Origin of the sequence: Enterobacter cloacae complex sp. 302F9, assembly GCF_050030335.1 — a bacterium.
Lineage (GTDB): Bacteria > Pseudomonadota > Gammaproteobacteria > Enterobacterales > Enterobacteriaceae > Enterobacter > Enterobacter hormaechei_C.
Genome location: NZ_JBLGUC010000001.1, coordinates 2,496,844 through 2,521,768, shown reverse-complemented (window position 1 = coordinate 2,521,768; position 24,925 = coordinate 2,496,844). Strand labels below are relative to the sequence as shown.

General features: G+C 51.7%; 23 protein-coding genes and 3 pseudogenes. 21 read left to right on the top strand and 5 right to left on the bottom strand.

Annotated features, from left to right (window positions below; genetic code table 11):
- Nucleotides 1-3: 3 nt before the first annotated feature.
- Complete coding sequence (tyrR, locus tag ACQG0T_RS12245) at nucleotides 4-1,545, top strand: transcriptional regulator TyrR (RefSeq protein ID WP_271040280.1); 1,542 nt, start codon at nucleotides 4-6, stop codon at nucleotides 1,543-1,545.
- A 34-nt stretch (nucleotides 1,546-1,579) separates the two neighbouring features.
- On the opposite strand, the gene tpx is transcribed toward tyrR, so the two are convergent.
- Nucleotides 1,580-2,086, bottom strand: coding sequence for a thiol peroxidase (tpx, locus tag ACQG0T_RS12240; protein WP_003856889.1), 507 nt, complete (start codon nucleotides 2,084-2,086; stop codon nucleotides 1,580-1,582).
- A gap of 106 nt (nucleotides 2,087-2,192) precedes the next feature.
- Here tpx and ycjG point away from each other — a divergent pair, with 106 nt between their 5' ends.
- Nucleotides 2,193-3,158 carry an L-Ala-D/L-Glu epimerase gene (gene ycjG / locus ACQG0T_RS12235; protein WP_126765173.1) on the top strand — a complete coding sequence of 322 codons (966 nt, stop codon included), beginning with the start codon at nucleotides 2,193-2,195 and terminating at the stop codon, nucleotides 3,156-3,158.
- On the opposite strand, the gene mpaA is transcribed toward ycjG, so the two are convergent.
- Nucleotides 3,149-3,862, bottom strand: a complete 714-nt coding sequence (gene mpaA / locus ACQG0T_RS12230; RefSeq protein ID WP_271040279.1) for a murein tripeptide amidase MpaA — start codon at nucleotides 3,860-3,862, stop codon at nucleotides 3,149-3,151. The genes ycjG and mpaA overlap by 10 nt on opposite strands.
- A gap of 183 nt (nucleotides 3,863-4,045) precedes the next feature.
- On the opposite strand from mpaA, the gene ACQG0T_RS12225 reads away from it, so the two are divergent.
- The 16 genes and pseudogenes from ACQG0T_RS12225 to dbpA all read left to right on the top strand — a co-directional run bounded on the left by ACQG0T_RS12225 (nucleotide 4,046) and on the right by dbpA (nucleotide 21,330).
- The gene (locus tag ACQG0T_RS12225; RefSeq protein ID WP_271040278.1) at nucleotides 4,046-5,662 is read left to right on the top strand and encodes a peptide ABC transporter substrate-binding protein; all 1,617 of its coding nucleotides are present in this window, start codon (nucleotides 4,046-4,048) and stop codon (nucleotides 5,660-5,662) included.
- A 613-nt stretch (nucleotides 5,663-6,275) separates the two neighbouring features.
- Nucleotides 6,276-6,767, top strand: a complete 492-nt coding sequence (gene tssB, locus ACQG0T_RS12220; protein ID WP_003856899.1) for a type VI secretion system contractile sheath small subunit — start codon at nucleotides 6,276-6,278, stop codon at nucleotides 6,765-6,767.
- 34 nt (nucleotides 6,768-6,801) lie between these two features.
- Nucleotides 6,802-7,623: pseudogene (gene tssC / locus ACQG0T_RS12215) on the top strand (type VI secretion system contractile sheath large subunit); the annotation flags it as partial.
- A gap of 241 nt (nucleotides 7,624-7,864) precedes the next feature.
- Nucleotides 7,865-8,914, top strand: a complete 1,050-nt coding sequence (locus tag ACQG0T_RS12210) for a T6SS immunity protein Tli3 family protein (protein WP_015572127.1) — start codon at nucleotides 7,865-7,867, stop codon at nucleotides 8,912-8,914.
- Complete coding sequence (locus ACQG0T_RS12205) at nucleotides 8,904-10,379, top strand: T6SS effector phospholipase Tle3 domain-containing protein (RefSeq protein WP_229224435.1); 1,476 nt, start codon at nucleotides 8,904-8,906, stop codon at nucleotides 10,377-10,379. The genes ACQG0T_RS12210 and ACQG0T_RS12205 overlap by 11 nt, the downstream gene beginning before the upstream one ends.
- Nucleotides 10,360-10,839: a DUF3274 domain-containing protein gene (locus tag ACQG0T_RS12200; protein ID WP_271040277.1), complete on the top strand. Its 480-nt coding sequence runs from the start codon at nucleotides 10,360-10,362 to the stop codon at nucleotides 10,837-10,839. Before ACQG0T_RS12205 ends, ACQG0T_RS12200 begins: the two co-directional genes overlap by 20 nt.
- Before the next feature lie 88 nt (nucleotides 10,840-10,927).
- Complete coding sequence (locus tag ACQG0T_RS12195) at nucleotides 10,928-11,191, top strand: PAAR domain-containing protein (RefSeq protein WP_032648447.1); 264 nt, start codon at nucleotides 10,928-10,930, stop codon at nucleotides 11,189-11,191.
- Entirely contained in the window at nucleotides 11,191-12,621 is a 1,431-nt protein-coding gene (locus ACQG0T_RS12190; RefSeq protein WP_271040276.1) for a hypothetical protein, read from the top strand. The genes ACQG0T_RS12195 and ACQG0T_RS12190 overlap by 1 nt, the downstream gene beginning before the upstream one ends.
- A 5-nt stretch (nucleotides 12,622-12,626) precedes the next feature.
- Nucleotides 12,627-16,025 (top strand): ImcF-related family protein, encoded by a 3,399-nt coding sequence (locus ACQG0T_RS12185; protein ID WP_214587198.1) that lies wholly within the window; start codon nucleotides 12,627-12,629, stop codon nucleotides 16,023-16,025.
- Between the two features lie 74 nt (nucleotides 16,026-16,099).
- Nucleotides 16,100-16,399, top strand: a pseudogene (locus ACQG0T_RS12180) (ImpA family type VI secretion system protein); the annotation flags it as partial.
- Nucleotides 16,400-16,423: 24 nt separating this feature from the next.
- Nucleotides 16,424-17,452 (top strand): type VI secretion system baseplate subunit TssG, encoded by a 1,029-nt coding sequence (gene tssG, locus ACQG0T_RS12175; RefSeq protein WP_426723880.1) that lies wholly within the window; start codon nucleotides 16,424-16,426, stop codon nucleotides 17,450-17,452.
- Nucleotides 17,430-17,975 (top strand): type VI secretion system lipoprotein TssJ, encoded by a 546-nt coding sequence (tssJ, locus tag ACQG0T_RS12170; protein WP_032648436.1) that lies wholly within the window; start codon nucleotides 17,430-17,432, stop codon nucleotides 17,973-17,975. The genes tssG and tssJ overlap by 23 nt, the downstream gene beginning before the upstream one ends.
- Nucleotides 17,975-18,397 carry a type VI secretion system baseplate subunit TssE gene (gene tssE / locus ACQG0T_RS12165; RefSeq protein ID WP_271040275.1) on the top strand — a complete coding sequence of 141 codons (423 nt, stop codon included), beginning with the start codon at nucleotides 17,975-17,977 and terminating at the stop codon, nucleotides 18,395-18,397. The genes tssJ and tssE overlap by 1 nt, the downstream gene beginning before the upstream one ends.
- Nucleotides 18,398-18,487: 90 nt before the next feature.
- On the top strand, nucleotides 18,488-19,471 hold the full coding sequence (zntB, locus tag ACQG0T_RS12160) for a zinc transporter ZntB (protein WP_017382256.1): 984 nt from the start codon (nucleotides 18,488-18,490) through the stop codon (nucleotides 19,469-19,471).
- A gap of 281 nt (nucleotides 19,472-19,752) precedes the next feature.
- Nucleotides 19,753-19,899, top strand: a complete 147-nt coding sequence (locus tag ACQG0T_RS12155) for a hypothetical protein (RefSeq protein ID WP_416347467.1) — start codon at nucleotides 19,753-19,755, stop codon at nucleotides 19,897-19,899.
- Nucleotides 19,900-19,956: 57 nt separating this feature from the next.
- A complete protein-coding gene (dbpA, locus tag ACQG0T_RS12150) occupies nucleotides 19,957-21,330 on the top strand; it encodes an ATP-dependent RNA helicase DbpA (protein ID WP_023303807.1) in 1,374 nt (457 codons plus the stop codon).
- A gap of 43 nt (nucleotides 21,331-21,373) precedes the next feature.
- Here the strand turns inward: dbpA and ttcA are convergent, their stop codons facing one another.
- Nucleotides 21,374-22,309 carry a tRNA 2-thiocytidine(32) synthetase TtcA gene (ttcA, locus tag ACQG0T_RS12145; RefSeq protein WP_001186974.1) on the bottom strand — a complete coding sequence of 312 codons (936 nt, stop codon included), beginning with the start codon at nucleotides 22,307-22,309 and terminating at the stop codon, nucleotides 21,374-21,376.
- A gap of 49 nt (nucleotides 22,310-22,358) precedes the next feature.
- Nucleotides 22,359-22,556 (bottom strand): annotated as a pseudogene (locus tag ACQG0T_RS12140) (tyrosine-type recombinase/integrase); the annotation flags it as partial.
- 70 nt (nucleotides 22,557-22,626) lie between these two features.
- Between ACQG0T_RS12140 and ACQG0T_RS12135 the strand changes: the two are divergent.
- The 3 genes from ACQG0T_RS12135 to ACQG0T_RS12125 all read left to right on the top strand — a co-directional run bounded on the left by ACQG0T_RS12135 (nucleotide 22,627) and on the right by ACQG0T_RS12125 (nucleotide 23,600).
- Nucleotides 22,627-22,758 (top strand): hypothetical protein, encoded by a 132-nt coding sequence (locus tag ACQG0T_RS12135; protein WP_017693355.1) that lies wholly within the window; start codon nucleotides 22,627-22,629, stop codon nucleotides 22,756-22,758.
- A 219-nt stretch (nucleotides 22,759-22,977) separates the two neighbouring features.
- Nucleotides 22,978-23,175 (top strand): hypothetical protein, encoded by a 198-nt coding sequence (locus ACQG0T_RS12130; protein ID WP_000790642.1) that lies wholly within the window; start codon nucleotides 22,978-22,980, stop codon nucleotides 23,173-23,175.
- 2 nt (nucleotides 23,176-23,177) lie between these two features.
- Nucleotides 23,178-23,600, top strand: coding sequence for a GFA family protein (locus ACQG0T_RS12125; RefSeq protein ID WP_017382259.1), 423 nt, complete (start codon nucleotides 23,178-23,180; stop codon nucleotides 23,598-23,600).
- A 33-nt stretch (nucleotides 23,601-23,633) separates the two neighbouring features.
- Here ACQG0T_RS12125 and ompC read toward each other — a convergent pair whose 3' ends face one another.
- Entirely contained in the window at nucleotides 23,634-24,794 is a 1,161-nt protein-coding gene (gene ompC / locus ACQG0T_RS12120) for a porin OmpC (protein ID WP_023303805.1), read from the bottom strand.
- Nucleotides 24,795-24,925 lie beyond the last annotated feature (131 nt).

The window sequence follows — 24,925 nt, the reverse complement described above, 5'->3', positions numbered from 1 at the left end:
CCCATGCGTCTGGAAGTCTTTTGTGAGGACCGTCTCGGTCTGACCCGCGAGTTACTCGATCTTCTTGTTTTACGTAGCATTGATTTACGTGGCATAGAGATCGACCCTGTCGGGCGAATTTACCTCAATTTTGCCGAAATTGAATTTAATACCTTCAGTAGCCTGATGGCGGAAATCCGCCGTATCGATGGCGTTACGGATGTACGCACCATCCCCTGGATGCCGTCCGAGCGGGAACATCTTGCGCTGAGCGCGCTGCTGGAAGCAATGCCGGAGCCGTTTCTCTCTCTCGATCTGAAAAATAAAGTCGAGCGCGTTAACCAGGCCAGCTGCCAGCTGTTTGCGCAGACTCAGGAAAAACTTATCGGGCACCACGCCACGCAACTGATTACCGGTTTTAATTTCCAGCGCTGGCTGGACAGCAACCCGCAAAATACCCATAGCGAGCATGTCGTTATCAACGGACAGAATTTCCTGATGGAGATCACGCCGGTCTACCTGAAAGGGGAAAATGCCGCGCGGGTGCTCACCGGCGCGGTGATCATGCTGCGCTCCACGGTGCGCATGGGACGCCAGTTACAGAGTCTTTCCAGCCAGGACGTCGGCGCATTCAGCCAGATTATTGCGGTGAGCCCGAAGATGCGTCATGTAATCGACCAGGCGCGCAAGCTGGCAAATCTTACGGCGCCGCTGCTGATTACCGGGGATACCGGTACGGGGAAAGATCTGCTGGCGCATGCTGTGCACATGGCCAGCCCGCGTGCGGCAAAACCGTATCTGGCGCTGAACTGCGCGTCTATTCCTGAAGATGCGGTGGAAAGTGAGCTGTTCGGGCATGCGCCGGAAGGTAAAAAAGGCTTCTTTGAACAGGCGAACGGCGGCTCGGTGCTGCTGGACGAGATTGGCGAAATGTCGCCACGCATGCAGGCGAAACTGCTGCGTTTTCTCAATGACGGCACGTTCCGCCGTGTGGGGGAAGATCATGAAGTGCACGTGGACGTGCGCGTCATCTGCGCCACCCAGAAAAACCTGGTGGAGCTGGTGCAGAAAGGGGTATTCCGCGAAGATCTCTACTATCGTCTCAACGTTCTGACGCTCAATATACCGCCGCTGCGTGATTGCCCGCAGGACATCATGCCGTTGACAGAACTGTTCGTGGCCCGTTTTGCCGACGAGCAGGGCGTGCCGCGTCCGAAGCTCTCTGCCGACCTGGGCACCGTGCTGACGCGTTACGGCTGGCCGGGCAATATTCGTCAGCTTAAAAATGCGGTCTATCGCGCATTAACTCAGCTTGAAGGGTATGAACTGCGCCCTCAGGATATTCTGTTGCCGGATTACGATGCCGGGACGGTCTCGGTAGGCGAAGAGGCAATGGAAGGCTCGCTGGATGACATCACCAGCCGTTTCGAGCGTTCGGTGTTAACGCAGCTTTATCGCAGCTATCCGAGCACGCGCAAGCTGGCTAAACGTCTTGGGGTGTCACATACCGCAATTGCGAATAAGCTGCGCGAGTATGGGTTAAATCAGAAGAAGGGTGACGAATAAATAAAAAAGCCTCTTTGCAGAGGCTTTTTTACGTTTAGGCTTTAAGCGCCTCAAGTGCAGCGGTGTAATCCGGTTCGGTAGTGATTTCGTTAACCAGCTCACTGAAAACAACGTTGTCGTTTTCGTCGATCACCAGCACCGCACGAGCAGCCAGACCTTTCAGCGCGCCTTCGGAAATGGCAACACCGTATTTTTCCAGGAAATCCGGGCTGCGCAGAGTGGAAAGGGTGATGACGTTGCTCAGGCCTTCAGCGCCGCAGAAGCGGGACTGGGCAAACGGCAGGTCAGCAGAAATGCACAGCACTACGGTGTTGTCCATTTCGGTCGCCAGCTGGTTGAATTTACGCACTGATGCAGCACAAACGCCAGTATCGATGCTTGGGAAAATGTTCAGGACTTTACGTTTGCCAGCAAACTGGCTCAGCGTGACGTCAGACAGATCTTTAGCCACCAGAGTAAAAGGCTGTGCTTTGCTGCCAGACTGTGGGATGGAACCTGCAACAGCAACCGGGTTGCCCTGGAAATGAACGAGTTGTGACATAGATATCTTCCTGTTTACAAATAGTTAACGTCGTGGCTAGTGTATGTCATCCGCAGTTAGCACGGCAAACCAATTTTCTGCCTTTCCGGCCTGCAAGGAGTTAGTGATGAGAAGCGTTAAGGTCTATGAAGAAGCCTGGCCATTGCACACCCCGTTTGTGATCTCGCGCGGCAGCCGTAATGAGGCCTGTGTGGTCGTGGTTGAATGTGAAGAGGACGGCGTAAAAGGCGTCGGGGAATGTACCCCTTATCCTCGCTACGGAGAAAGCCTGGCGTCAGTCATGGCGCAAATTATGACGGTGGTGCCCGAGTTGCAGGCGGGTCTGACGCGCGAGGCTCTTCAGCTTCGGTTGCCGGCCGGCGCGGCACGCAACGCGATTGACTGCGCACTCTGGAGTCTGGAAGCGGCGAAACAACAAAAACCGCTGCCTGCGCTGCTGGACGTTACGCTGCCGCAATCGATCGTCACCGCGCAAACGGTGGTCATCGGTGAACCAGAGCAAATGGCCGCCAGCGCTCAGGCGTTGTATGCCACCGGTGCAACATTATTAAAGGTGAAGCTCGACGATCGTCTGATTAGCGAACGCATGGTCGCCATTCGTGCGGCGGTGCCTGATGCCACTCTTATCGTCGATGCGAACGAATCATGGCATAGCGAAGGGCTGGCAGCCCGTTGTCAGCTGCTTGCCGATCTGGGCGTTGCCATGCTGGAGCAACCCCTCCCGGCAGAAGACGATGCCGCGCTGGCGAATTTTATTCATCCGCTTCCCGTCTGTGCAGATGAAAGCTGTCATACCCGTGAGAGCCTGTCAGCTCTCGAGGGACGCTACGAAATGGTGAACATTAAGCTGGATAAAACAGGTGGATTAACCGAAGCCCTGGCACTGGCACAAGATGCGCAGGCGCAAGGCTTTGCTCTGATGCTGGGCTGCATGTTGTGCACGTCAAGAGCGATCGGCGCTGCGCTCCCGCTGGTGAACAGCGTGCGTTTTGCCGATCTTGACGGCCCAACCTGGCTGGCGGTTGACGTATCACCCGCCCTGAATTTTACCTCCGGTGTACTTCATTTTTGAGGCTGCCAGCGCAGGAGATCTGTCATCGCCCGCAGGTATTTTTCGCTCGCTTCATCCGAGGAGATGGGCGGAAACTCTGCGGTGATACAGTGAAGGCTAAGGTCCGCGCACCAGCTGCCAAACGACCCGGGTGTTTCATAGCCAACGCTGCTCACCAGAGGTAGAGCAAACGCATCCGCCAGCCACTGCCCGAGCGCCGTATTACGAGGATCTTCAATACAGGCGAGGGGATCGTGGAAAGAGACAACCCAGGCCGGGTGGATCTTATGAATAAGCTGGCACAATGCCTGAGTCTCCGGTTCGGAACCGGGTTTGTCTCCCGTGAGCAGGACAACATCTCGCTCCTGCGCCGAACTGTTCCAGCGATACACCGTTTCACCGGCGCGCCAGTTTGCCGCCGGGAAGTTCCTGTTCAGGTCAACGCCGCGTGCATTCGCCCGTAATCCAAGCTGACAACCGTCCGGGTTGACGGTCAAAATCACATGATGACGTCGTAAATCGGGGGCCAGCGTACGTAGCGCGCACGAGAGCGTCACGACAGACGAGTTTTCATCGCCATGCGTGCCCGCAATGATTAAGCCGCTATTGCGATCGGCCTCGGGTGCCGGAAACCAGATCAGCGGCGCGCCTAAAAACGAGCGTCCATAATGTTCAGTCCCGGGCGGGAAGGCGCCGCGTTCCGTTCTTGGTCGGGTAGTTGCCATAGTAAACCCTGATGATAAAGTCACTTCTGGCAGTGTTGTGCAAAAGCCGCGCTTAATCAAATAGTTTCCGTGTGTGTGGAAAATTGCCTGACATCAACTTTCCGGAGGAAGCATTTGCATTTCTCCGTTTCGAAACAAATAATTACGCATCTGCCTGTTACCTGACATCATTAAGGGGATCGTATGAAGCATCCTGTTTCGCTTCTTTGTACTGCGCTGTGGCTGTGCGGGCTTTCTTCACTTTCATATGCCGCGGAGGTTCCCGAAGGAACGGTTCTGGCGCAAAAGCAGGAGCTGGTTCGACATATCAAAGATGAGCCCGCTTCGCTCGATCCGGCAAAAGCGGTGGGATTGCCAGAGATACAGGTGATCCGCGACCTCTATGAAGGGCTGGTGAATCAGAACGAAAAAGGGGAGTTAGTTCCCGGCGTGGCGACGCGCTGGCAGAGCAATGATAACCGCGTCTGGACATTCACGCTGCGGGATAACGCTAAGTGGTCCGACGGTACTCCAGTGACGGCACAAGATTTTGTCTATAGCTGGCGTCGTCTGGTTGATCCTAAAACAACGTCACCTTTCGCCTGGTTTGCGGCGCTGGCGGGCATTAACAATGCCCAGTCCATCATCGACGGCAAAGCTGCTCCGGATACGCTCGGCGTGACTGCGGTGGATGCTAAAACGCTGCGCGTGCAGCTGGACAAACCGCTGCCCTGGTTCAGCAATCTGACGGCTAACTTCGCGTTTTATCCTGTTCAAAAGGCCAATGTGGAAAGCGGTAAGGAATGGACGCGCCCTGGCGCGCTCATTGGCAACGGTGCGTATGTGCTGAAAGATCGCGTGGTGAATGAAAAACTGGTGGTTGAGCCAAATTCTCATTACTGGGATAACGCCAGGACGGTGCTTAAAAAAGTCACCTTTGTGCCAATCAATCAGGAGTCCTCAGCGACCAAACGCTATCTGGCGGGCGATATCGATATTACAGAATCGTTTCCGAAAAACATGTACCAGAAGCTGCTTAAAGATATTCCGGGTCAGGTATATACACCGCCACAGCTTGGGACCTATTACTACGCGTTTAACACGCAAAAAGGCCCAACCGCGGATGCCCGCGTACGTCTCGCGCTCAGCATGACTATCGACAGACGTATTATGGCGGAGAAAGTCCTGGGGACCGGTGAGAAACCGGCCTGGCATTTTACTCCCGATGTCACTGCGGGTTTTACGCCGGAAGCCTCGCCATTTGAGCAGATGACGCAGCAGGAGCTGAATGCGCAGGCGAAAACGTTGTTGCAGGCGGCAGGCTATGGCCCTCAGCGGCCGCTAAAATTAACGCTGCTGTACAACACGTCTGAAAACCATCAGAAAATTGCGATTGCCGTCGCATCCATGTGGAAGAAAAATCTGGGTGTTGACGTTAAGTTGCAGAATCAGGAGTGGAAAACCTACATCGACAGCCGCAATACCGGGAATTTTGACGTCATCCGTGCATCGTGGGTAGGGGACTACAATGAGCCGTCAACATTCCTGTCGCTGCTGACATCCTCCCATAGCGGGAATATCTCACGATTCAACGATCCTGCTTACGATAAGATTATTCATCAGGCGACGCTCGAAGCTACTGAAAAAGCGCGTAATGCCGACTACAACATGGCCGAGAAGATCCTCACCGAGAAAGCACCGATTGCCCCTATTTATCAGTACACCAATGGCCGTCTCATCAAGCCATGGGTTAAAGGTTATCCGATAAATAACCCAGAGGATGTTGCGTACAGCCGTACAATGTATATTGAAAAGCACTAAAAAGAGCTCAGGGCGCTACGTGATTATGGTTAACATCCATTAACCGCATAAGCGCCCGCTCTCAGGGTTGATTGTTTTACAGCCTGGTTATTTCCGAATATCCCCTTCATATCAGCCCATCACTCATTGTCATGATGAATATCTTCAGGGAGATTCTTCCTCCCGTTTATCGAAAAACGCGTAGTCATTTATTCGCCATTCCAGTAGCAGTGTAGTCATTACTTTTTTTAAGATTAAATTTGTCCGATACAGGATTTTTCATATTCAGGCCATTTATTGAATTAAAACCTTATTTCTCTGCACTGTTAAGGGACGCGTTAATAAATGCATTGATGTAAATCAATTATTCAACCTCATGGAACAATAAGTTCAATATTTCCAATCAAAGCAGTCATTTCTGCCAAATCAATGTGAATAAATAGTTAATTTTTACTGTGTGTCATGTATCTATGGCATTTATGAGTACAATAATTCAGTGGAATATTCTTAAGAAAAGTCTAATGGTAGATCTTTGATCTGATAAGTTGATTTTAAATGGGCTTTTGCTCTAGTATGGTTTTGTAAAGAAACGTCACTCACTTAACATTTATTTCTTTTAAAGAAAGGGACTGCTATGGCCGATTCATTCCAGAATGAGGTGCCCAAGGCACGCATAAACTTAAAGCTGGCTCTGCATACAGGTGGCGCGCAGAAGAAAATCGAACTGCCGCTTAAACTCCTCACCGTCGGTGATTTCAGTAATGGAAAAGAGAATCGCCCATTATCGGAAAGGGAGAAAATTAACGTCAATAAAAATAACTTCAACAGCGTACTTTCGGAATTTAACCCGGAAGTGAATCTGACGGTTCCTAACACAATGGCCGGGGATGGTTCGGAAGAAAGCATAAAACTGAATTTCTCCGATATTAAGGATTTCGAACCTGAACAGGTTGCCCGCCAGATCCCCCAGCTCCGCGCCATGCTGGCCATGCGTAATTTATTACGCGATCTCAAATCCAATCTCCTTGATAACGCCACTTTCAGAAAAGAACTCGAGAAAATTCTTAAAGACCCGGCGCTGTCTCAGGAATTACGCGACGAAATGAGTGCACTGGCCCCGAAATAAGCGGCATGTGTAATTTAATGGATTAACCGGGAATATGCTGATGTCTGTAAATACTGAAACCGCCTCCGCGCAGGGGCAGACCACCGTACTGGAAAAAGAGGGCGTTTACGCCTCCCTGTTTGAAAAAATCAACCTGACCCCGGCCTCCAGCCTGGGGGATATCAATGCGTTTCTGGATGACGCCGCGCTTTCTGACGCTCCGGCGGGTGAACGCCTGACGGCGGCGATGCAGGTGTTTATGGACTGCATCCGCAAATCCGGTCAGCCGGTGGAGAAGCTCGACAAAACGCTGATTGACCACCATATCGCTGAGCTGGATTTCCAGATTAGTCGTCAGCTGGATGCCGTAATGCATCACCAGGAGTTCCAGAAGGTGGAGTCCCTGTGGCGCGGCCTGAAGCAGCTGGTGGACAGCACCGACTACCGCCAGAACGTGAAAACCGAAATTCTGGATGTGTCGAAAGAAGATCTGCGTCAGGACTTTGAAGACGCGCCAGAACTTATCCAGAGCGGCCTCTACTGGCACACCTATACCGCCGAATATGACACCCCGGGCGGAGAGCCGATTGGTTCCGTGATTTCATCCTATGAATTTGACGCCAGCCCGCAGGATGTGGCGCTGCTGCGCAACATCTCTAAAGTGTCAGCTGCCGCACATATGCCGTTTATTGGCTCTGTCGGGCCGAAATTCTTCCTGAAAGACTCCATGGAAGAGGTGGCTGCAATTAAGGATATCGGCAACTACTTCGACCGCGCGGAATACATCAAGTGGAAATCGTTCCGCGACACCGACGACGCCCGCTACATCGGCCTCGTGATGCCGCGCGTGCTGGGGCGTCTGCCGTATGGCCCGGATATCAGGAAAGCGGACATAGGCAGTATGCAGGGGGTGATGAAGTCGTTTGAACCTTCTACGTTTGATGAGAAATTTGTCATCAGAAATGCGCTGACAAAAGAACCTATACCAGGTAAAGCGTACAAAATCACCATGCCAGATGGTTCTGTTGTTTCCGGTATTACAGATGCTTCTGGAGCAACGTCACTCAATTCTTCTGATGTTATCGATATGATTATCAGCTTAGTAAAGGCGAATTAAGATGAGATGGAATCAGTCAGACAGGAAAGTCCTTACAATTATAGCCATTATTGGTGTATTCCTGTATGCCATTTATAAAGGCTTACAGTTCCTGGCAGGAGCCAGTATGGGAGCCAGTTTTGGGGTGGGTCTGGGAGGAATGAGCGGTTCTCAGAAGGTAGAAGAGTCACGAAAAGTTGAAACAGATGCTCCTGCTCAAATTATTTATCGCATAGATAAAAATCGATACCTGACGCTGGAAAACTACATATCCTGTGATAGGGGTGGACAAGTATATTACAATGACTCTCAGAGGGGAATAAAAACACACCTGGGATGGGATAACGATTTTTATGATTTCTCATATCGCCGGGGAAATAATATTGCGGCTTATCAAGGCTCTATTATTAATGGGGCGGATAATGGTTATCTGGCATTCCCTGGCGCATCTACCAGACAATATTGTGGTAGTGGAAGGTCAGAAACAGGTTGCCCTGTGTTTTTCTTCTTTTCAGCAGATCATGGGAACACATTTATATATAAAATTGTAGCTATGGAATACAGCACCCCAGAACGTTTTAGTCAGCTTAAAGTAGTAGTGGCTAATGATGGTGTTTATCTAAGGGATGAGTCTAAAACGGAGGATAGCTATTCTCGCCCTACAGGTCTCAATGACCTTAGCTCAGTGAATAAATTAAGGTTTTCTGACGGCAATTTAATCAGTGTTTATGATGACTGGCAGAAAAAAATTGATGAGTTAGTGAAAGAAGAACTGATAAGAAAAAAAATGCCCTATGCAAACGAGTATGGACCTAGATTTCATATATTCGACTATCTCAGAACATTAACGCCACCGAAAACACATGAGGAAAGGAATTTAATGGCAAACGAATTGTCTGAAATCCAGATTAGGATTGAAGATGAAGTTTATAAAGATGGAATTAAATTTCCGAAGCCTTCAACGTCAAGTATTGATGTTAAATATCAATGTAATAAAAATATTAAAGCTAAAGCCATCACATATACTAATGAGTCAAATGGGAAAAAGGAGGTGGTGAAAAATGAACAATAATTATGAACCTGTTCGGGAACTTGAATGTAAGTTTGATGATAATGGGCATCCTTCCTGGCGTTCATTTCCCTCTCATAAAAATTGCCAAATCAGAGGTGGGTGTGATTTACCTCCACATTTGCCTGGAATTATTATTCTTGTACATGGTGTTAACTCGACAGGAGAATGGTTTTCAATTGCTGAGGACAAAATTTGTGAAGGCCTGAATAAGAGACTTGGATTAAAAGGGACTGATTATAAACTGGTGGCTAATAAATATTTTTCTGATGAAAAAATAGAGACTGAACCTCTTATAGAAAGAGATTTGCCTGCGCCTAAGAAGGAAACCTCTCCAGTCATTCGCTTTTACTGGGGGTATGCTTCACCTAAAGGTAATGAAGATAAATATGATATACCGTTAGCCAATAGGAAAGGCGTTGATTACCATCACTTAAAAAGGCAAGGCATGCCTCATGAAAATATTATTGCTCAGGGGCCATTTTTCTGGGGCGGCGGGCCATTCCAGAACGGTACAAATAATCTGCACTCTTTATGGAGTGAGACAGGGTTTAAAGAGAGAGTAGCAGGTATCAAAGTCCAGTGGTTTAATGAAGACAAAGATCGCCTGTTAACCAATGCGCCACCGCGAAAATACTACGCGCATGCTGCAAAACGCCTTGCAGACCTGGTTGACAGTATTCGTAATAAATATCCCAAAGATACAGTAACCATTATTTCTCACAGCCAGGGAACCATGGTTGCAATGGCTGCGGTAGCGATAGCCAGGAATGCACCTGATGCATTATTTGTACTTAATTCTCCTTATGCACTGGATCATAACGATCTTAATGGGGCGTCACTTCCGGCAGATGAATGCATTTCGCCAGAAGGGCGGCAGAATACGTTATCTGCCATCATTGATAAGGTGGCTTCCAGAAAAAATCATTTATCATCACTGGGCTATGAAGGGCTTTGTGTCGGACAGACGGCAGATAAAAAGAACTGGCGACCAGATGTCGCTCTTGCCAGTGAAAGTGGCAGCAGTCTTGCCGAACGAGATAACCACGGACGCACTTATATTTACTTCTGTCCTCATGATCGAGTTATGGGGTCACGTCCGCTACGCTCAATTGGCTGGCAGGGATTACCCAATAATTCTCAGGGGCAGCCTCATCCTCTGCTGAAAAAGCATCAGGGAAATTTATTTCAGCGCATGCTGGCTCGCAGTACTCCATGTGGCGAAGCGCCAAATCCCGCAACACCTTTTGCAAAATTGCCGGATGGTAAACCGTTCTGGGATGATAAAGGCGACAAGTATCAAAGCAGTAGTTTCACCTATCCAGATCCTCCGGAATGGCAAACGGTTTTTATTAATGCCGAAAAGGTACCTGAACCTATAGATGCTGCAAAATTAGCTAATTTTGATGTATCACGTGTTGGAGCTGAACACGATGACAGACAGATAGATGGCTGGGGGGGAAATTAATCCGGATAAAAATCTAAAAAACGACAATACCTATGACAATTACATCAATTTATACCCCAATCAGGATATTGTGATTGGATTTAAAAATGTGGGAACTGAATCTGAGCCCCGAATGGTGCCTGTGACCCGTAAGGAGACATTTGAAGAAAAGGATCTTCGTATAAGAACCTATGTTTCTCAGCCCACGGATCATATTACTCTTCCTATGCGTGCTGATTTCATGTCTCAGGTGGTGGCTTATGATTTACCGATTGGGTATTGCGATGCAACCTGGGATAAAGAATTTATGGCAGATTTACGGCGAAAAGCGGACTGGACGCAGGGAGAGGATCCTTATCTCTCCAGTGGAGAGCCAGACAAAGTACCTGAACCTGATTTAATTAGTCAGGACACTGTTGTTGATGAATTTTATAAAGAGCAAAGTAAGCTGCCAGCATATAGAGCTGTAAATAAAGCATAAACACACTTCGGTAGGTTGTTGTTCAGTGGGTTTGCTAAAATTCAACGCTATATAGTCAGTTGTTTTCTTCGAATTAAAGGATTAGCAAATGGGGAAATTTGTCGTCGTTTTAGGGGATGCCACTACGCATGGTGGCAAAGTCACATCAGCCTCATCCAGTTTCGATATATCCGGTAAAAATGCCGCACTTTTGAATGATACCGTCAGTTGCCCGGAACACGGTATGAATAAAATTATTGAATGCGATGTTTCTGCGTATGAAGAAAACGGGCGTGGAATTGTATTGCATGGCTGCAAGACGCAGTGTGGTTCGAGTGTCATCGCAAGTATGCCGGATATGGAGGTTGGCTGATGGGATGGTCTCTTCCGGAAGTGCCTGAAAAAGAGCAGGCACCATCCTGGTCACCGTGGAACTGTCTGTTGATTATTATTCTCGGACTTTTCACCGGGCTGCTTGTTGCTGTACTGAAATCTCCGGCGACAGGGTTACTTTCATTGAGCAGTGGGGCCTGGTTGCCACTGACGGCCTGGACATTTGCGGGCATTTCGGCAGCCATCGCGGTTTACACTTTCAGGCAGGAAATGCTGGCAGTTCGTGTCTGGAACTGGAATGAGTGGTGCCGGAACATGCGTCTGAAGTGGCGCTTACGTGCACAACAGCATCTTGTCATTCTCAGCCATGTTTTCATTACTGCCGATACGGGACTGTTAGATCGTCTCGCACATACGCAGGAAGAGGAAAGTGCAGACACATCGCCTCTCACAATGTTGCCAGACGAACCGCTTACACCCGGTATTTCACGTTTTGAGCAGCTGCTTCGTCATCTCATTGCTCAGATAATGCCCTCGATTCGGCGGCGATATTCTTCCGGCCCACTCCAGATTATTGTTCAGACCAACGGTAGCGACAAAGACCGTGAATCTCAGTCTTTCTATCGTATCTGGTCAGCAGGTTCCCCTCCCTGGAAAGCTGAGATTCATTTTCAGGACGTAGACTCATCCTTTGATGACTGGAATCAGTTTGTGGCGTCAACAAAGCGGCCCGTACTGGTACTGGCAATGCACTATCGTTTGCCCAATGATGTTCTGCCGGAATTTGCCAGCGCGTTATTTTTGATGCCACCATCGATGCTGAATCTGGGTGAGCAAAAAAATGCGTTACGGCTTTTCCGGGCGATGCCGCTCAACACCCGTATGCTTGCAACGGAACTCACTGAATTACGGGATATGGCCCTCACGTCTGCCAGCAAGAAACACCTTGTCTGGCACAGTGGGCTCACAGATGCGCCAAGACAGTCAGTGAGCAGGGTGCTGAATGATCTGTCGGTTCCTTTGTACGATAGCATTGGCACCGGCGGTGTCATTGACTATGACACCGCCAGTGTCCGGTATGGCGGTCTTGCTGGCTGGGCAATGACTGGCGCTGCGGCTGAGATGGCTGCTTATGGCCCCACCAGCCAGTGGCTTCTTCTCGAAGGTGAAGACGATGCCTGGGCTGTGTCGCTCGGAAACGCCGTTCCTGCAGTCGGGCATGATCATTTCGTGATTCAGCCTCCCTTTCCCGGGGGATCTGTTCTTATGGCATTACTGCTTAATGCTGGGCTGTACAGTCTGATGATCCGCTATTTCCCTTCAACTGCATTCTCCTGGGCAGGGATCTCTCTTCTTCTGCTTTCAATGATTGTGACATTGCCTGGGCTGGCCATTTTGCTGAGACGAATTACAGCCCGTCTTCAGCGCCCGGAATTTATCAGGGTTGCACGACACTCCGGAAAGGAATAACCGGCATGAAAAAGGTTTCAAAGCCACTGGGAGCAGGACTACTTATCGTGGCAGTTCTGCTGATGATACTCTTTATTTTTGCACAGACAGCGCAGTTACCGTCCGGTAGCGGTGACGATAATTTCTGGTATGTGCTGGCAGGTTGCATCATTCTGACCGCCACATTATGCACCCTGGTGTTCTTTAGGTTGTCCAGGCAACAAAATCCCTCTCCCGTTACGCCTGATGGTGAAAACAATCCCAACGAAGAAAGCGCGTCGGATCAATATGATTTTTCAGCACTGAGCAGGAATCTCAGAAGGCGGCACTCGTTCTTCTGGCGGCGTAAAGTCCGCCTGCTGCTGATCACCGGCGATGAAGCCGCGATTGAGCAACTGCTACCCGGCCTGCAACAGCAGCAGTGGCTTGAAAGCAACCGCACCGTGCTAATTTATGGCGGCAGCCTGGCATCGGAGCCTGACCGCGAAAAATACACCGCGCTGCGTAAGCTACGCCGTGGACGCCCGCTGGACGGGATTATCCGTGTACTGCCCGAGTCGCTTAATCTTACCCCACATATCAGCGATAGCGATTTACGCGGCCTGGAAAAAATCAGCGAACTGCTGCGTTATTCCGCTCCGGTCTGGCTGTGGCAACTGTGCAGCAGTCACTGGTCGCAGGGTACGCGTCCTGAGCAGGCGGTAGGTGCAAGCTTTCCACCACGCGCAAAAGAAGACGATGTAATCCGCCAGCTGGAACTGATGCTGCCGGCCCTGCGGGCGCAGGGGATGAGTCAGGTCGCGGAAAACAGCAGCCACGACTTCCTGCTGCGCCTGAGCCAGCACCTGAACGACGGTGCTATTGCCCGCTGGGCTCAGCAGTTGCAGCCATGGCTCTTTGTTTCTCAGCAGCGCGTCCCGCTACGTGGTCTGATGTTCAGCCTGTCGGAGAAGAAACCTGCCGGAATGTCAGCGGGAACAGCCGACGCTGAGAATTATGGATCACAGCGTCATGCCCTGACTCTGCCAGCAACCTGGCAGGGTATTGTTGACGACTGCACCCGCATACGTGGCCGTCGTGTCGGTATGCCCTGGGAACGAGCGCTGGCCTGGGCACTGATGGCCATCATCAGTGTCTGGGGGGTAGGGACGCTGCTGTCGTTTGCGGTCAACCGGTCACAAATCGTTTCTGTTGCACAGCAGGCTCATGCTCTGGTGGAGCACACTTCTGTATCGGATTACCAACTGACGGCCCTGCATGCTCTGCGTAATGATGCCGGTCGTCTGCTGCACCATATTCAGGACGGCGCGCCATGGTATCAGCGCTTTGGTCTGGACCATGATCAGCAGTTGCTTGACGCAATGCTGCCCTGGTACGGGGTGGCGAACAACCGTCTGATACGTGACCCGGCAAATGAAGCGCTTAAGCAGAAGCTCATTGCGCTGGTCAATTCGGCACCCAACAGCGACCAGCGGATACAGATGGCGAAACCGGGTTATGACCAGCTGAAAGCCTGGCTGATGATGTCCCGTCCGGATAAAGCTGATGGTGCATTTTACGCGCAAACCATGAAAACCGTGCATCCGACGCGTTTAGGCATCTCAGCTGGCCTGTGGCAAAGCCTGTCACCGGATTTGTGGGCTTTCTACATCAACGAACTGCCAGCGCAGTCACAGTGGAAAACCACACCGGATGAGCAACTGGTCAGCCAGAGCCGCCAGGTGCTGTTGCAGCAAATTGGACGGCGCAACGCGGAAAGTACGCTGTACGAGAACATGCTCAAATCCGTGCGTCGTAACTTCGCCGATGTGTCTCTGGAGGACATGACCGGCGGTACCGATGCCCGTCGCCTGTTTACCACTGATGAGGTGGTGCCGGGCATGTTCACCCGTCAGGCCTGGGAGGGAGGTATTCAGCAGGCCATCGAGAAAGCGGCAAACTCCCGCCGCGATGAAATTGACTGGGTGCTGAGCGACAGCCGGAAAGCCGTCTCCTCAGACCTGTCGCCGGAAGCACTGAAAGCACGTCTGACGGAACGCTACTTCACCGACTTTGCCGGTAGCTGGCTGAGCTTCCTCAACAGCCTGCAACTTAATTCGGCAAACAATATTGCTGACGTCACTGACCAGCTGACGCTGATGAGTGATGTTCGCCAGTCACCTCTGATTGCCCTGATGAACACCCTCGCCTGGCAGGGGCAGACCGGCCAGAAGAGTGAAGGCCTGTCGGACTCCATCATCAAATCGGCTAAAGACCTGGTAGGCGGGAAGGACAAACCGGTAATTGACCAGTCAGCCTCAGGCCCGCAGGGCCCACTGGATGAAACCTTTGGACCGTTGCTGACACTTATGGGTAAAAACAAAGGCAGCAACGTTATGTCGGCTGACAACTCACTGAGCCTGCAAACGTATCTTACCCGTATCACCCGTGTGCGTCTGCGTCTGCAACAGGTCGCCAGCGCCTCTGACCCTCAGGAAATGATGCAGAGCCTGGCGCAGACCGTGTTCCAGGGTAAAAGCGTGGATCTGACCGACACCCAGCAGTACGGCAGCCTGATTGCTGCAAGCCTGGGCGAAGAGTGGAGTGGTTTTGGCAGCACCATGTTTGTGCAGCCACTGACCCAGGCCTGGGAAACTGTGCTTCAGCCATCGGCAGCGAGCCTGAATGACAAATGGGGTCGCTCCGTGGTGGCGAACTGGCATACGGCATTTGACGGACGTTTCCCATTCGCGATCAGCAAGAGTGATTCCTCTCTGCCAATGCTGGCTGAGTTTGTGCGTAAGGACAGCGGACGCATTGAGCGCTTCCTGACCGCGGAACTCGGCGGTGTGCTGCATAAGGAGGGCAGCCAGTGGGTGCCAGATAAGGTTAATAGCCAGGGGCTGAGCTTTAATCCAGCCTTCCTGCGGGCGATTAATCAGCTCAGCCAGCTATCGGATATCTTATTTACCGACGGCAGTCAGGGCATCAGCTTTGAGCTACAGGCGCGTCCAGTACCGCAGGTGGTAGAAACGCAACTGACTATCGATGGACAAAAGCTGCACTACTTCAACCAGATGGCAGACTGGCAGAGCTTCCGCTGGCCTGGTGACACCTACAAGCCCGGAGCCATGCTGACATGGACCACCGTCAATGCGGGTGCACGTCTGTTTGGTGATTACAGCGGAACCTGGGGCTTTATTCGCTGGCTGGATGAAAGTAAGAGAGAGCAGCTTGACCGCAGTCAGTGGATGATGAGTTTTACCGCCCCGGATGGTCATACCCTACAGTGGGTACTGCGTTCACAACTGGGCAGTGGGCCGCTGGCGTTACTGGCACTCCGGGGTTTTACGCTGCCAGATCAAATATTCAGCGTCGACAGCGCGGCTATGGCGCAGGCGCTGATGACCAACACAGAAAACAGTGACATGGACGGAGTCGAATAATGGACGCTTTGCAGAATCTGGTTGTTGCCTGCCAGGCGGATTAAACCTTGCTACGACAGCAGGCGCAGTCACGTATGGAAAGCTGGCAGCGCTGGCTTACCCCTATCAGTGAGATTAATCCTACAGGAGAAGACCCGGGTTATGACGATGATTTCCAGCGTATCCGGGAGGAGGTCAATAAACTTTCCGGCATTGATACCGGGCTGATTTGCCAGCTGGCTGAAAAGGTGCTGATCACTGTGGCCAAAGATGTCCGGGTTGCTACTTACTATTGTTGGGCGCGCTTGCACCAGGACGGTGAAACCGGGTTTGCTGAAGGGCTTGAGTTACTGGCGGGATTACTAACCCAGTATGGAACACAGCTCCATCCTCAGCGCGAGCGAAGCCGTAAAGCCGACCTGCATCGTATTAACTTTTACCGTTTATGCCAGTTGCTGGAGAAGCGTAACCCGGGCAGGCCGCTGATGGGCTCGACCAGTCACCCGGGCGATGACCCGGTACGCTTTGCCCCGCATCCGGGCATGGGATTTCCGGCCAGTGAGCTGAAAGCCGTGGAGTATGATGAGGATGATGACAGCCGGCCACCACGTATCCGCACGACCTTTATGGGAATGTACGGTGTCGACTCACCCCTGCCGATGGCGTATCTCGATGACATCGCTCAGCGTCGGGAAGGGCATGACGCACTACAGGGTTTTCTGGATATTTTCAGCCATCGCATTCTGACGCAGTTTTACCGTATCTGGCGTAAATACTCTTATCCGGCCACCTTTGAACCCGGTGGTACGGACAGCATCTCGCAGTCACTGCTGGGCCTGGTGGGATTGGGTATTCCCGGCACAGCAGACCACATCGCCACACCGGTATCCCGTTTTCTGGCTCTGCTGGGTGTTCTACAGCAACCGGGCAAAACTCAGGAGGGAATGCAGGCGCTGGTGACGTTGCTGGCCCCGGATACCACCGTGAAGGTCAGCCCATACTGCCTGCGGCCGGTGGAAATGGGTCAGCCGCTGGGCTTTTACGGTGATGACGATTTTCTGCTGGACGGCAACACGCCACTGGGTGACGAAGCGATGGATGCGGGTAGCCAACTGCTGGTTGCGCTTACAACGGATAATGAACAGGAGGCACAGGGCTGGAAGCCGGACGGTCTGCTGTATCAGGACTTTCTGGTGATGCTTCGTGTCTGGCTCGGCTGGCGTTTTAAAGCAAAGATCACCCTGACCACACGGACCCGACTGCTGGCCGTTCCGCCGCTTGGCGAAGGCCCTTTCTGGCTCGGGATGAACGGCGTGCTGGGTGCTGATGAGGGGGAACTTAAAGACGATATCCCACCGACCTTTACGACGGAACTGGGCTATTACACTGGCCTGAAGCCGGCAATACCACAACAAGGAAACCGACGTGTTACGTACAAGTTTGATTAAATCCGCAGGCTGGTTGCCTGCACTGCTGGTGTTCAGCCTGACGGGGTGCGGGATGACGCAGGGTATCACCGATGGCACCAAATCGGCATTTAACGCCGTGTTCTACAAAAAAATTAAGATGCTGCACCTGGATTTCACGGCGCGTGAAGCGCTAAACACCGATTCCCGCGAAAGTAACTCACTCTCCGAGCCGGTGGTAGTTCGTGTCTATCAGCTGAAAGACCGTAAAATCTTCGATAAAACGGTTTACCAGCAACTACTGAACGATGGCGAAACTATTCTGAAAACCGACCTGATGGCGACCCGCGATGTGGTCGTAAAACCGGGCGGTGATACAAATCTTGATATGCCAATGGAAGAAGAAACGCAGTTTGTCGCGGTAGTCGGCCTGTTTCGTCACCCGGACCTGGTAAACAATACCTGGAAGCAGGTTCTAAAACGTGAAGATCTCGATCCGGATAAGCCGCGCATTCTGGAGGCCGGGAATAACCACCTGACGTTACAGCCATTGAAGGATGACTGATGCCTAAGGGACATAATACGCCATCGCTGTATGAAATGCTGAGCGGCAATTTCTCAGGTGGCCTGAGCCTCAACCAGGTCAGCGAACAGAATCAGGTGATTTTATCAGTACTCGATAACATGCAGCGCATCCTCAACTGCCGCGCCGGTACGCTGGCTCACTTGCCGGACTACGGCCTGCCGGATATGACAAAAATCCTCCAGGGAATGCCCGGGACCGCCCACCAGCTGATCACCACACTGTCGGCCGTGTTGCTGAAATATGAGCCGCGCCTGAGCCGGATTGAAGAACTCAATGGATCGTCAGATGTGCTGCGCAATCAGGTGATTGAGCTTCAGACACGAACACGTAATTTCCGTCTGGAAAATGAGTTCCAGACTGATAATGCATTAAAAAGCCGCGAATGGGCGGTGAATTCCTGAACGTATTCAGGACGATGCCTCACATAATTATTGCTTAACCCTCGGCGAAAGCTAGACTGACACCGAAAGAGATAAAACGGTGGAGGCGCTGTGGAGAGCATTAAAGGGTCTGAGGTTAACGTACCTGACGCAGTTTTTGCATGGGTGTTTGATGGACAAGGCGGCGCAAGGCCGCTTGAAGATCAGGATCACATCGACAGCGAACATCCATGCTGGCTGCACCTCAACTACACGCACCCGGACAGCGCCGAGTGGCTCGCGTCCACGCCGCTATTGCCCAACAACGTTCGGGATGCGCTGGCGGGAGAAAGTCTCAGACCCCGCGTCAGCCGGATGGGTGAGGGGACGCTAATTACGCTGCGTTGTATAAACGGCAGTACGGATGAGCGTCCGGATCAGCTGGTGGCAATGCGTGTTTATATGGATGAACGGCTGATTGTTTCCACCCGCCAGAGAAAAGTGCTGGCGCTGGATGACGTCATTAACGATCTGAAAGAGGGCACCGGACCTACGGATTGCGGCAGCTGGCTGGTGGATGTGTGTGATGCGCTGACCGATCATGCCAGCGAGTTTATAGAAGAACTTCACGATAAAATCATCGATCTGGAAGATAACCTGCTCGATCAGCAAATCCCCCCACGTGGTTTTCTGGCGCTGCTGCGTAAGCAGCTCATCGTGATGCGCCGCTATATGACCCCTCAGCGCGACGTTTATGCGCGGCTGGCCAGCGAACGCATGAGCTGGATGAACGACGATCAACGCCGCAGAATGCAGGATATCGCTGACCGGCTCGGACGTGGACTGGACGAGATTGACTCATGTATTGCCAGAACGGCAGTCATGGCGGATGAGATAGCCCAGGTGATGCAGGAGTCGTTAGCCAGGAGAACGTACACCATGTCGCTGATGGCGATGGTCTTTTTACCGAGTACCTTCCTGACGGGGTTGTTTGGCGTAAACCTCGGAGGGATCCCCGGCGGTGAATATCACTATGGCTTCACCACGTTTTGCGTCATGTTAGTGGTTTTGATTGGGGGTGTTGCATGGTGGTTGCATCGTAGTAAATGGCTGTAAATTTACGCTTTTCTGAGGCAGAGTCGGCTTCAAAACGACATTTTAATTGAGCGAAGTCAATAAACTCCGACCATGTTAGGTGCAATATTACTCCCGCAGGTGAATGCAACGTCAAGCGATGGGCGTTGCGCTCCATATTGTCTTACTTCCTTTTTTTGAATTACTGCATAGCACAATTGATTCGTACGACGCCGACTTCATAGTCGGCTTTTTTTTTGCCTCCTGTTTATCTGCGTCTACCCTTTAGGGGTCAGCACCCTAATCTGGAGGAAAAGATGAGTATGCTACTTGCCCTGCAACGCCTCAACACCTGGCAGTCCGATTCGGTGCCCACCGATCCGACGCCGATACCCGATCCTGTCCCACGTCCGCAGCCGATGCCGGATCCGCCGCCCGATGAAGAACCGATTAAATTGTCGCATCGTTAGCGCAGATCTGCGAGGATACGCGCCATCTGACTGCAATCATTACCACGAGAGTATATTGTGACCGCTTTTTCCACGCTGAACGTTCTGCCTGAAGCCCAACTGACTAACCTGAATGAGTTGGGCTATCTCACTATGACCCCTGTCCAGGCCGCCGCGTTGCCGGCTATCCTTGAAGGCCGTGACGTGCGCGTGCAGGCGAAAACCGGCAGTGGAAAAACGGCTGCATTTGGGCTAGGCCTGTTACAACACATTGATGCAACCCTGTTTCAGACCCAGTCCCTGATACTCTGCCCGACGCGCGAGCTGGCCGACCAGGTCGCGGGTGAGCTGCGTCGTCTGGCGCGTTTTTTGCCTAACACTAAAATTTTAACGATCTGCGGCGGGCAACCGTTCGGTGCGCAGCGCGATTCCCTTCAGCACGCGCCGCATATCATTGTGGCAACGCCGGGCCGTCTGCTCGATCACCTGCAAAAAGGCACCGTTTCACTCGATGCACTGCAAACGCTGGTGATGGATGAAGCTGACCGCATGCTGGATATGGGCTTCAGCGATGCGATTGACGAAGTGATCCGCTTTGCCCCAGCCACACGCCAGACGCTGCTCTTTTCTGCCACCTGGCCAGAGGCGATAGCGGCGATCAGCGGGCGCGTGCAGAAGAACCCGCTGACCATTGAAATCGATACTGTCGATGCGTTACCGGCGATTGAGCAGCAGTTCTTCGAGACATCGCAGCACGGCAAAATTCCACTGCTACAAAAATTGCTGAGCCAACACCAGCCAGCGTCCTGCGTGGTGTTCTGTAATACCAAAAAAGATTGTCAGGCGGTGTGCGATGCTCTGAATGATGCCGGACAGAGCGCATTATCGCTGCATGGCGATCTGGAACAGCGCGAGCGCGATCAGACGCTGGTGCGTTTCGCTAACGGCAGCGCTCGCGTGCTGGTTGCAACGGATGTGGCGGCCCGTGGCCTGGATATTAAATCGCTTGAGCTGGTGGTGAATTTCGAACTGGCATGGGATCCGGAAGTGCATGTCCACCGCATCGGGCGTACCGCGCGCGCAGGTAACAGTGGTCTCGCCATCAGCTTCTGCGCACCTGAAGAGGCGCAGCGCGCCAATATTCTTGCGGAAATGCTGCAACTAAAACTCAACTGGGTGAATGCCCCAGGTAATATCAGCATCGCTCCGCTGGCGGCGGAGATGGCCACCCTGTGCATCGACGGCGGTAAAAAGGCCAAAATGCGTCCCGGTGACGTTCTGGGGGCGTTAACTGGGGATATCGGTCTCGACGGGGCAGATATTGGCAAGATCACGGTCCATCCTGCGCATGTCTACGTAGCGGTTCGCCAGTCGGTTGCACATAAGGCCTGGAAACAGTTGCAGGGCGGGAAGATTAAAGGGAAGACCTGCCGCGTTCGACTGCTGAAATAAGCTTAAAACGCGTCTCAGAAATGATATCTGAGACGCTGCCAGGTTACTTGACTTCTACCACGTTCAGGCGCAGTTCATCGAATTGCGCATCCTCTTCCTCTGGCTGCCAGCCAGCAGGCTGCATCGGGATCTCTTCGCGGTCAAACGCCAGATCCCCGCCATTCACCACCTCTGAACCGTGGTTAATCCCTTTGAAATCGAACAGTTCAACGTCGGCGAGGTGCGAAGGCACCACGTTCTGCATGGCGCTGAACATGGTTTCGATGCGGCCCGGATAGCGTTTATCCCAGTCACGCAGCATGTCGCCAATGACCTGACGTTGCAGGTTCGGCTGTGAGCCGCACAGATTGCACGGAATGATAGGGAAGGCTTTGGCCTGGGAGAAACGCTCAATGTCTTTCTCGCGGCAGTAGGCGAGTGGGCGGATCACGATGTGTTTCCCGTCGTCGCTCATCAGCTTCGGTGGCATTCCCTTCATTTTGCCGCCATAGAACATATTCAGAAACAGCGTTTGCAGAATGTCGTCCCGGTGATGACCAAGCGCAATCTTGGTGGCGCCCAGTTCGGTTGCAGTGCGGTACAGAATGCCGCGACGCAAACGTGAGCAGAGCGAGCAGGTCGTTTTGCCCTCTGGGATCTTCTCTTTAACAATGCCGTAGGTATTCTCTTCTACGATTTTGTACTCAACGCCCAGGTTCTCAAGGTACTCCGGCAGGATATGCTCCGGGAAGCCCGGCTGTTTCTGATCGAGGTTAACCGCGACCAGGGAAAAGTTCACCGGTGCGCTTTGCTGTAGATTGCGCAGGATCTCCAGCATGGTGTAGCTGTCTTTACCGCCCGACAGGCAGACCATGATGCGATCGCCTTCTTCAATCATATTGAAGTCTGCAATGGCTTCGCCCACGTTACGGCGCAGTCGCTTTTGCAGTTTATTCAGGTTGTACTGTTCTTTCTTGTTAATTTCTTGATTTTGTTGCATCTATTCGTTACTCAGATCTCAAATGGGGCACAGGGTGAGGAAAACGATTTCAAAGCGTCAGCTTCGTGTTCATCTCTTCTATCCATGTAGCATAGATTTCATACACCATCTGCGCATGTACGTGCCCCATCTGGTTAGCGATAAAAGACGGGTTTGCGGCTACCGGTAAAAACCAGCATGCGAAAGTGTGTCGTGTATGGTACGGATTGCAGCGCCGAATGCCAGCACGATTTACAAATGAGCTCCACAGGAGAAGTTTGGTTAAGACTGAAGGGTTGTCTACACTTACAGCTTACGCAGTAAAAACGGAGGTGAAAATGACTGACCGTCCCGTTAATGGTGACCATCCTGATTATAATCCCAGCCCGGATAACCCGGACAAGGATGGAAAAAAACCGAAAGATGATCCTGGCTCAGCGCCTGAATCAGGCGATAAAGATCCAGAGTAATGACCTGCCGCCTTTTCAAAGGCGGTTTTAACACCCATTCGGCCTCTCTATGCGCACCGCTATTCATGTTGTCCTCTTCAACGTTGTCTGATAACCGCTCAGAACCCCTCCTGTTTTGCCTGGCGAACAGCTGAGATAAAGCACGGATCTCATTCCCGCGTACCAGCGCGTTTTACATTTCTCCTGCTACGCTTTTGAGGGGGACAAGGGAGCGCTTCTATGAAAAATAAAGACGAGCAGACAGGATTAGTTGGGCTGGCGATTGGTGCCGCCGTTATCGGGCTGGTTTCATCCCAGAAGATCATCAACCGTGAAAGTATTGTCGCTGAGCTGGTAAGGCTCGGCAGGCAGAAGGGGGATGGTGTCGAAGATGAGGTCTTTTTAAAAGCGGCTGAGTTAGTGAGAAAAGGAGTATAACGATGGCTGACATTCGTCATGCACAGTGTCATTGTGGGGCGGTGAAATTTACGGTTGAGCTGTCGGACGGCCTGAATACCGCTCGTCGATGTAGCTGCTCGTTTTGCAGGATGCGTGGGGCGGTAGTGGTTTCAGCGCCTTTGACGGGCATTAAGGTGACGCAGGGCGCGGACACGCTCACAGAGTACCGTTTCAACACCGGCACGGCGCGCCATTTCTTCTGTTCGATTTGCGGTATTTACACGTTCCACCAACGACGTTCCAATCCCAATGAATATGGTGTGAATGTCGCCTGTCTGGAAAATGTCACGCCATTCGACTTCCCGGAAGTGGCGGTAATGGATGGAGTAAATCACCCTATGGATGGCGACAGCGGGGTAATTGGTTATCTCTCTTTTCGCAAAGAACAGGCGAAACAGCGATAAAATTAGCCCGCAGATCGCTGCGGGCTAACGGGATTAGAACTGGTAAACCAGACCTAACGCTACGATGTCATCCGTACCGATGCCATTGTTTTTGTAGAACGAATCATCTTCATCCAGCAGGTTGATTTTATAATCAACATAGGTGGACATGTTTTTGTTGAAATAGTAGGTAGCACCGACGTCAGCGTATTTCACCAGATCTTTATCGTCCTGGCCATTGCCCAGGTCTTTACCTTTGGACTGTAAATAGGAAATAGCCGGACGCAGACCGAAATCGAACTGATATTGTGCGGTGACTTCGAAGTTCTGGGTTTTGTTTGCAATACCGCCGCCATCTTGGCTATCGGTTGAACCATAAGGGGTCATATTGCGGGTTTCGGAATACATTGCCGCCAGGTAAATATTGTTAGCGTCATATTTCAGGCCAGCAGTCCATGCATCCGCCTTATCGCCACCTGCATACTGAGATGCTGCGCCAGTGCCAGCACTAACCTGATCGTTGGTACGGTCAGATGACGTATATGCCGCGCCTGCGCTGAAGCCCATGCCAAAGTCATAGGTGGTGGAGATACCGAAGCCATCACCGTTTTGATTACGAATGTTGTTATCTGAACGGTTATTAGTGCCTTCCTGAGAGCAGCCATACTCGTCACAGTTGCTGCCTTCATTATTACCCTGATACTGCACCGCGAAGTTCAGACCCTGCACCAGACCAAAGAAGTCGGTGTTACGGTAGGTAGCCACGCCGTTTGCACGACCGGTCATAAAGTTATCGGCATAAGTATAAGAGTCGCCACCAAATTCTGGCAGCATATCGGTCCAGCCTTCAACGTCGTACAGGACGCCATAGTTACGGCCGTAATCGAAGGAGCCGTAATCGCCCACCTTCACACCCGCGAAGGCCAGACGCGTCCAGGACTGATTGTCAGAACCTTCGGTGTTGTTTGCCTGAATGTTGTATTCCCATTGTGCGAAGCCGGTCATCATGTCGTTGATTTGGGTTTCACCTTTGAAGCCCAGTCGCATATAGGTTTGATCGCCATCTTTAGACGCGTCGTCAGAGAAATAATGCAGACCATCTACTTTGCCATACAGATCCAGTTTATTGCCGTCTTTATTATAAATTTCAGCTGCGTGAGCGGCGCCAGCCATTAACAAAGCGGGGATCATCAGTGCCAGTACTTTTCTTTGCATTTTGATTATTCCTTTGCAGTTATTTTTTTATTACTTCGTGAACTTTCCGGGCTGGAAAGCTGTCCCATGCTAAATCACTCTGACGGCGGATGAATAAAATATAATTGTTACGGGTTAAGTAAAATCTAAAC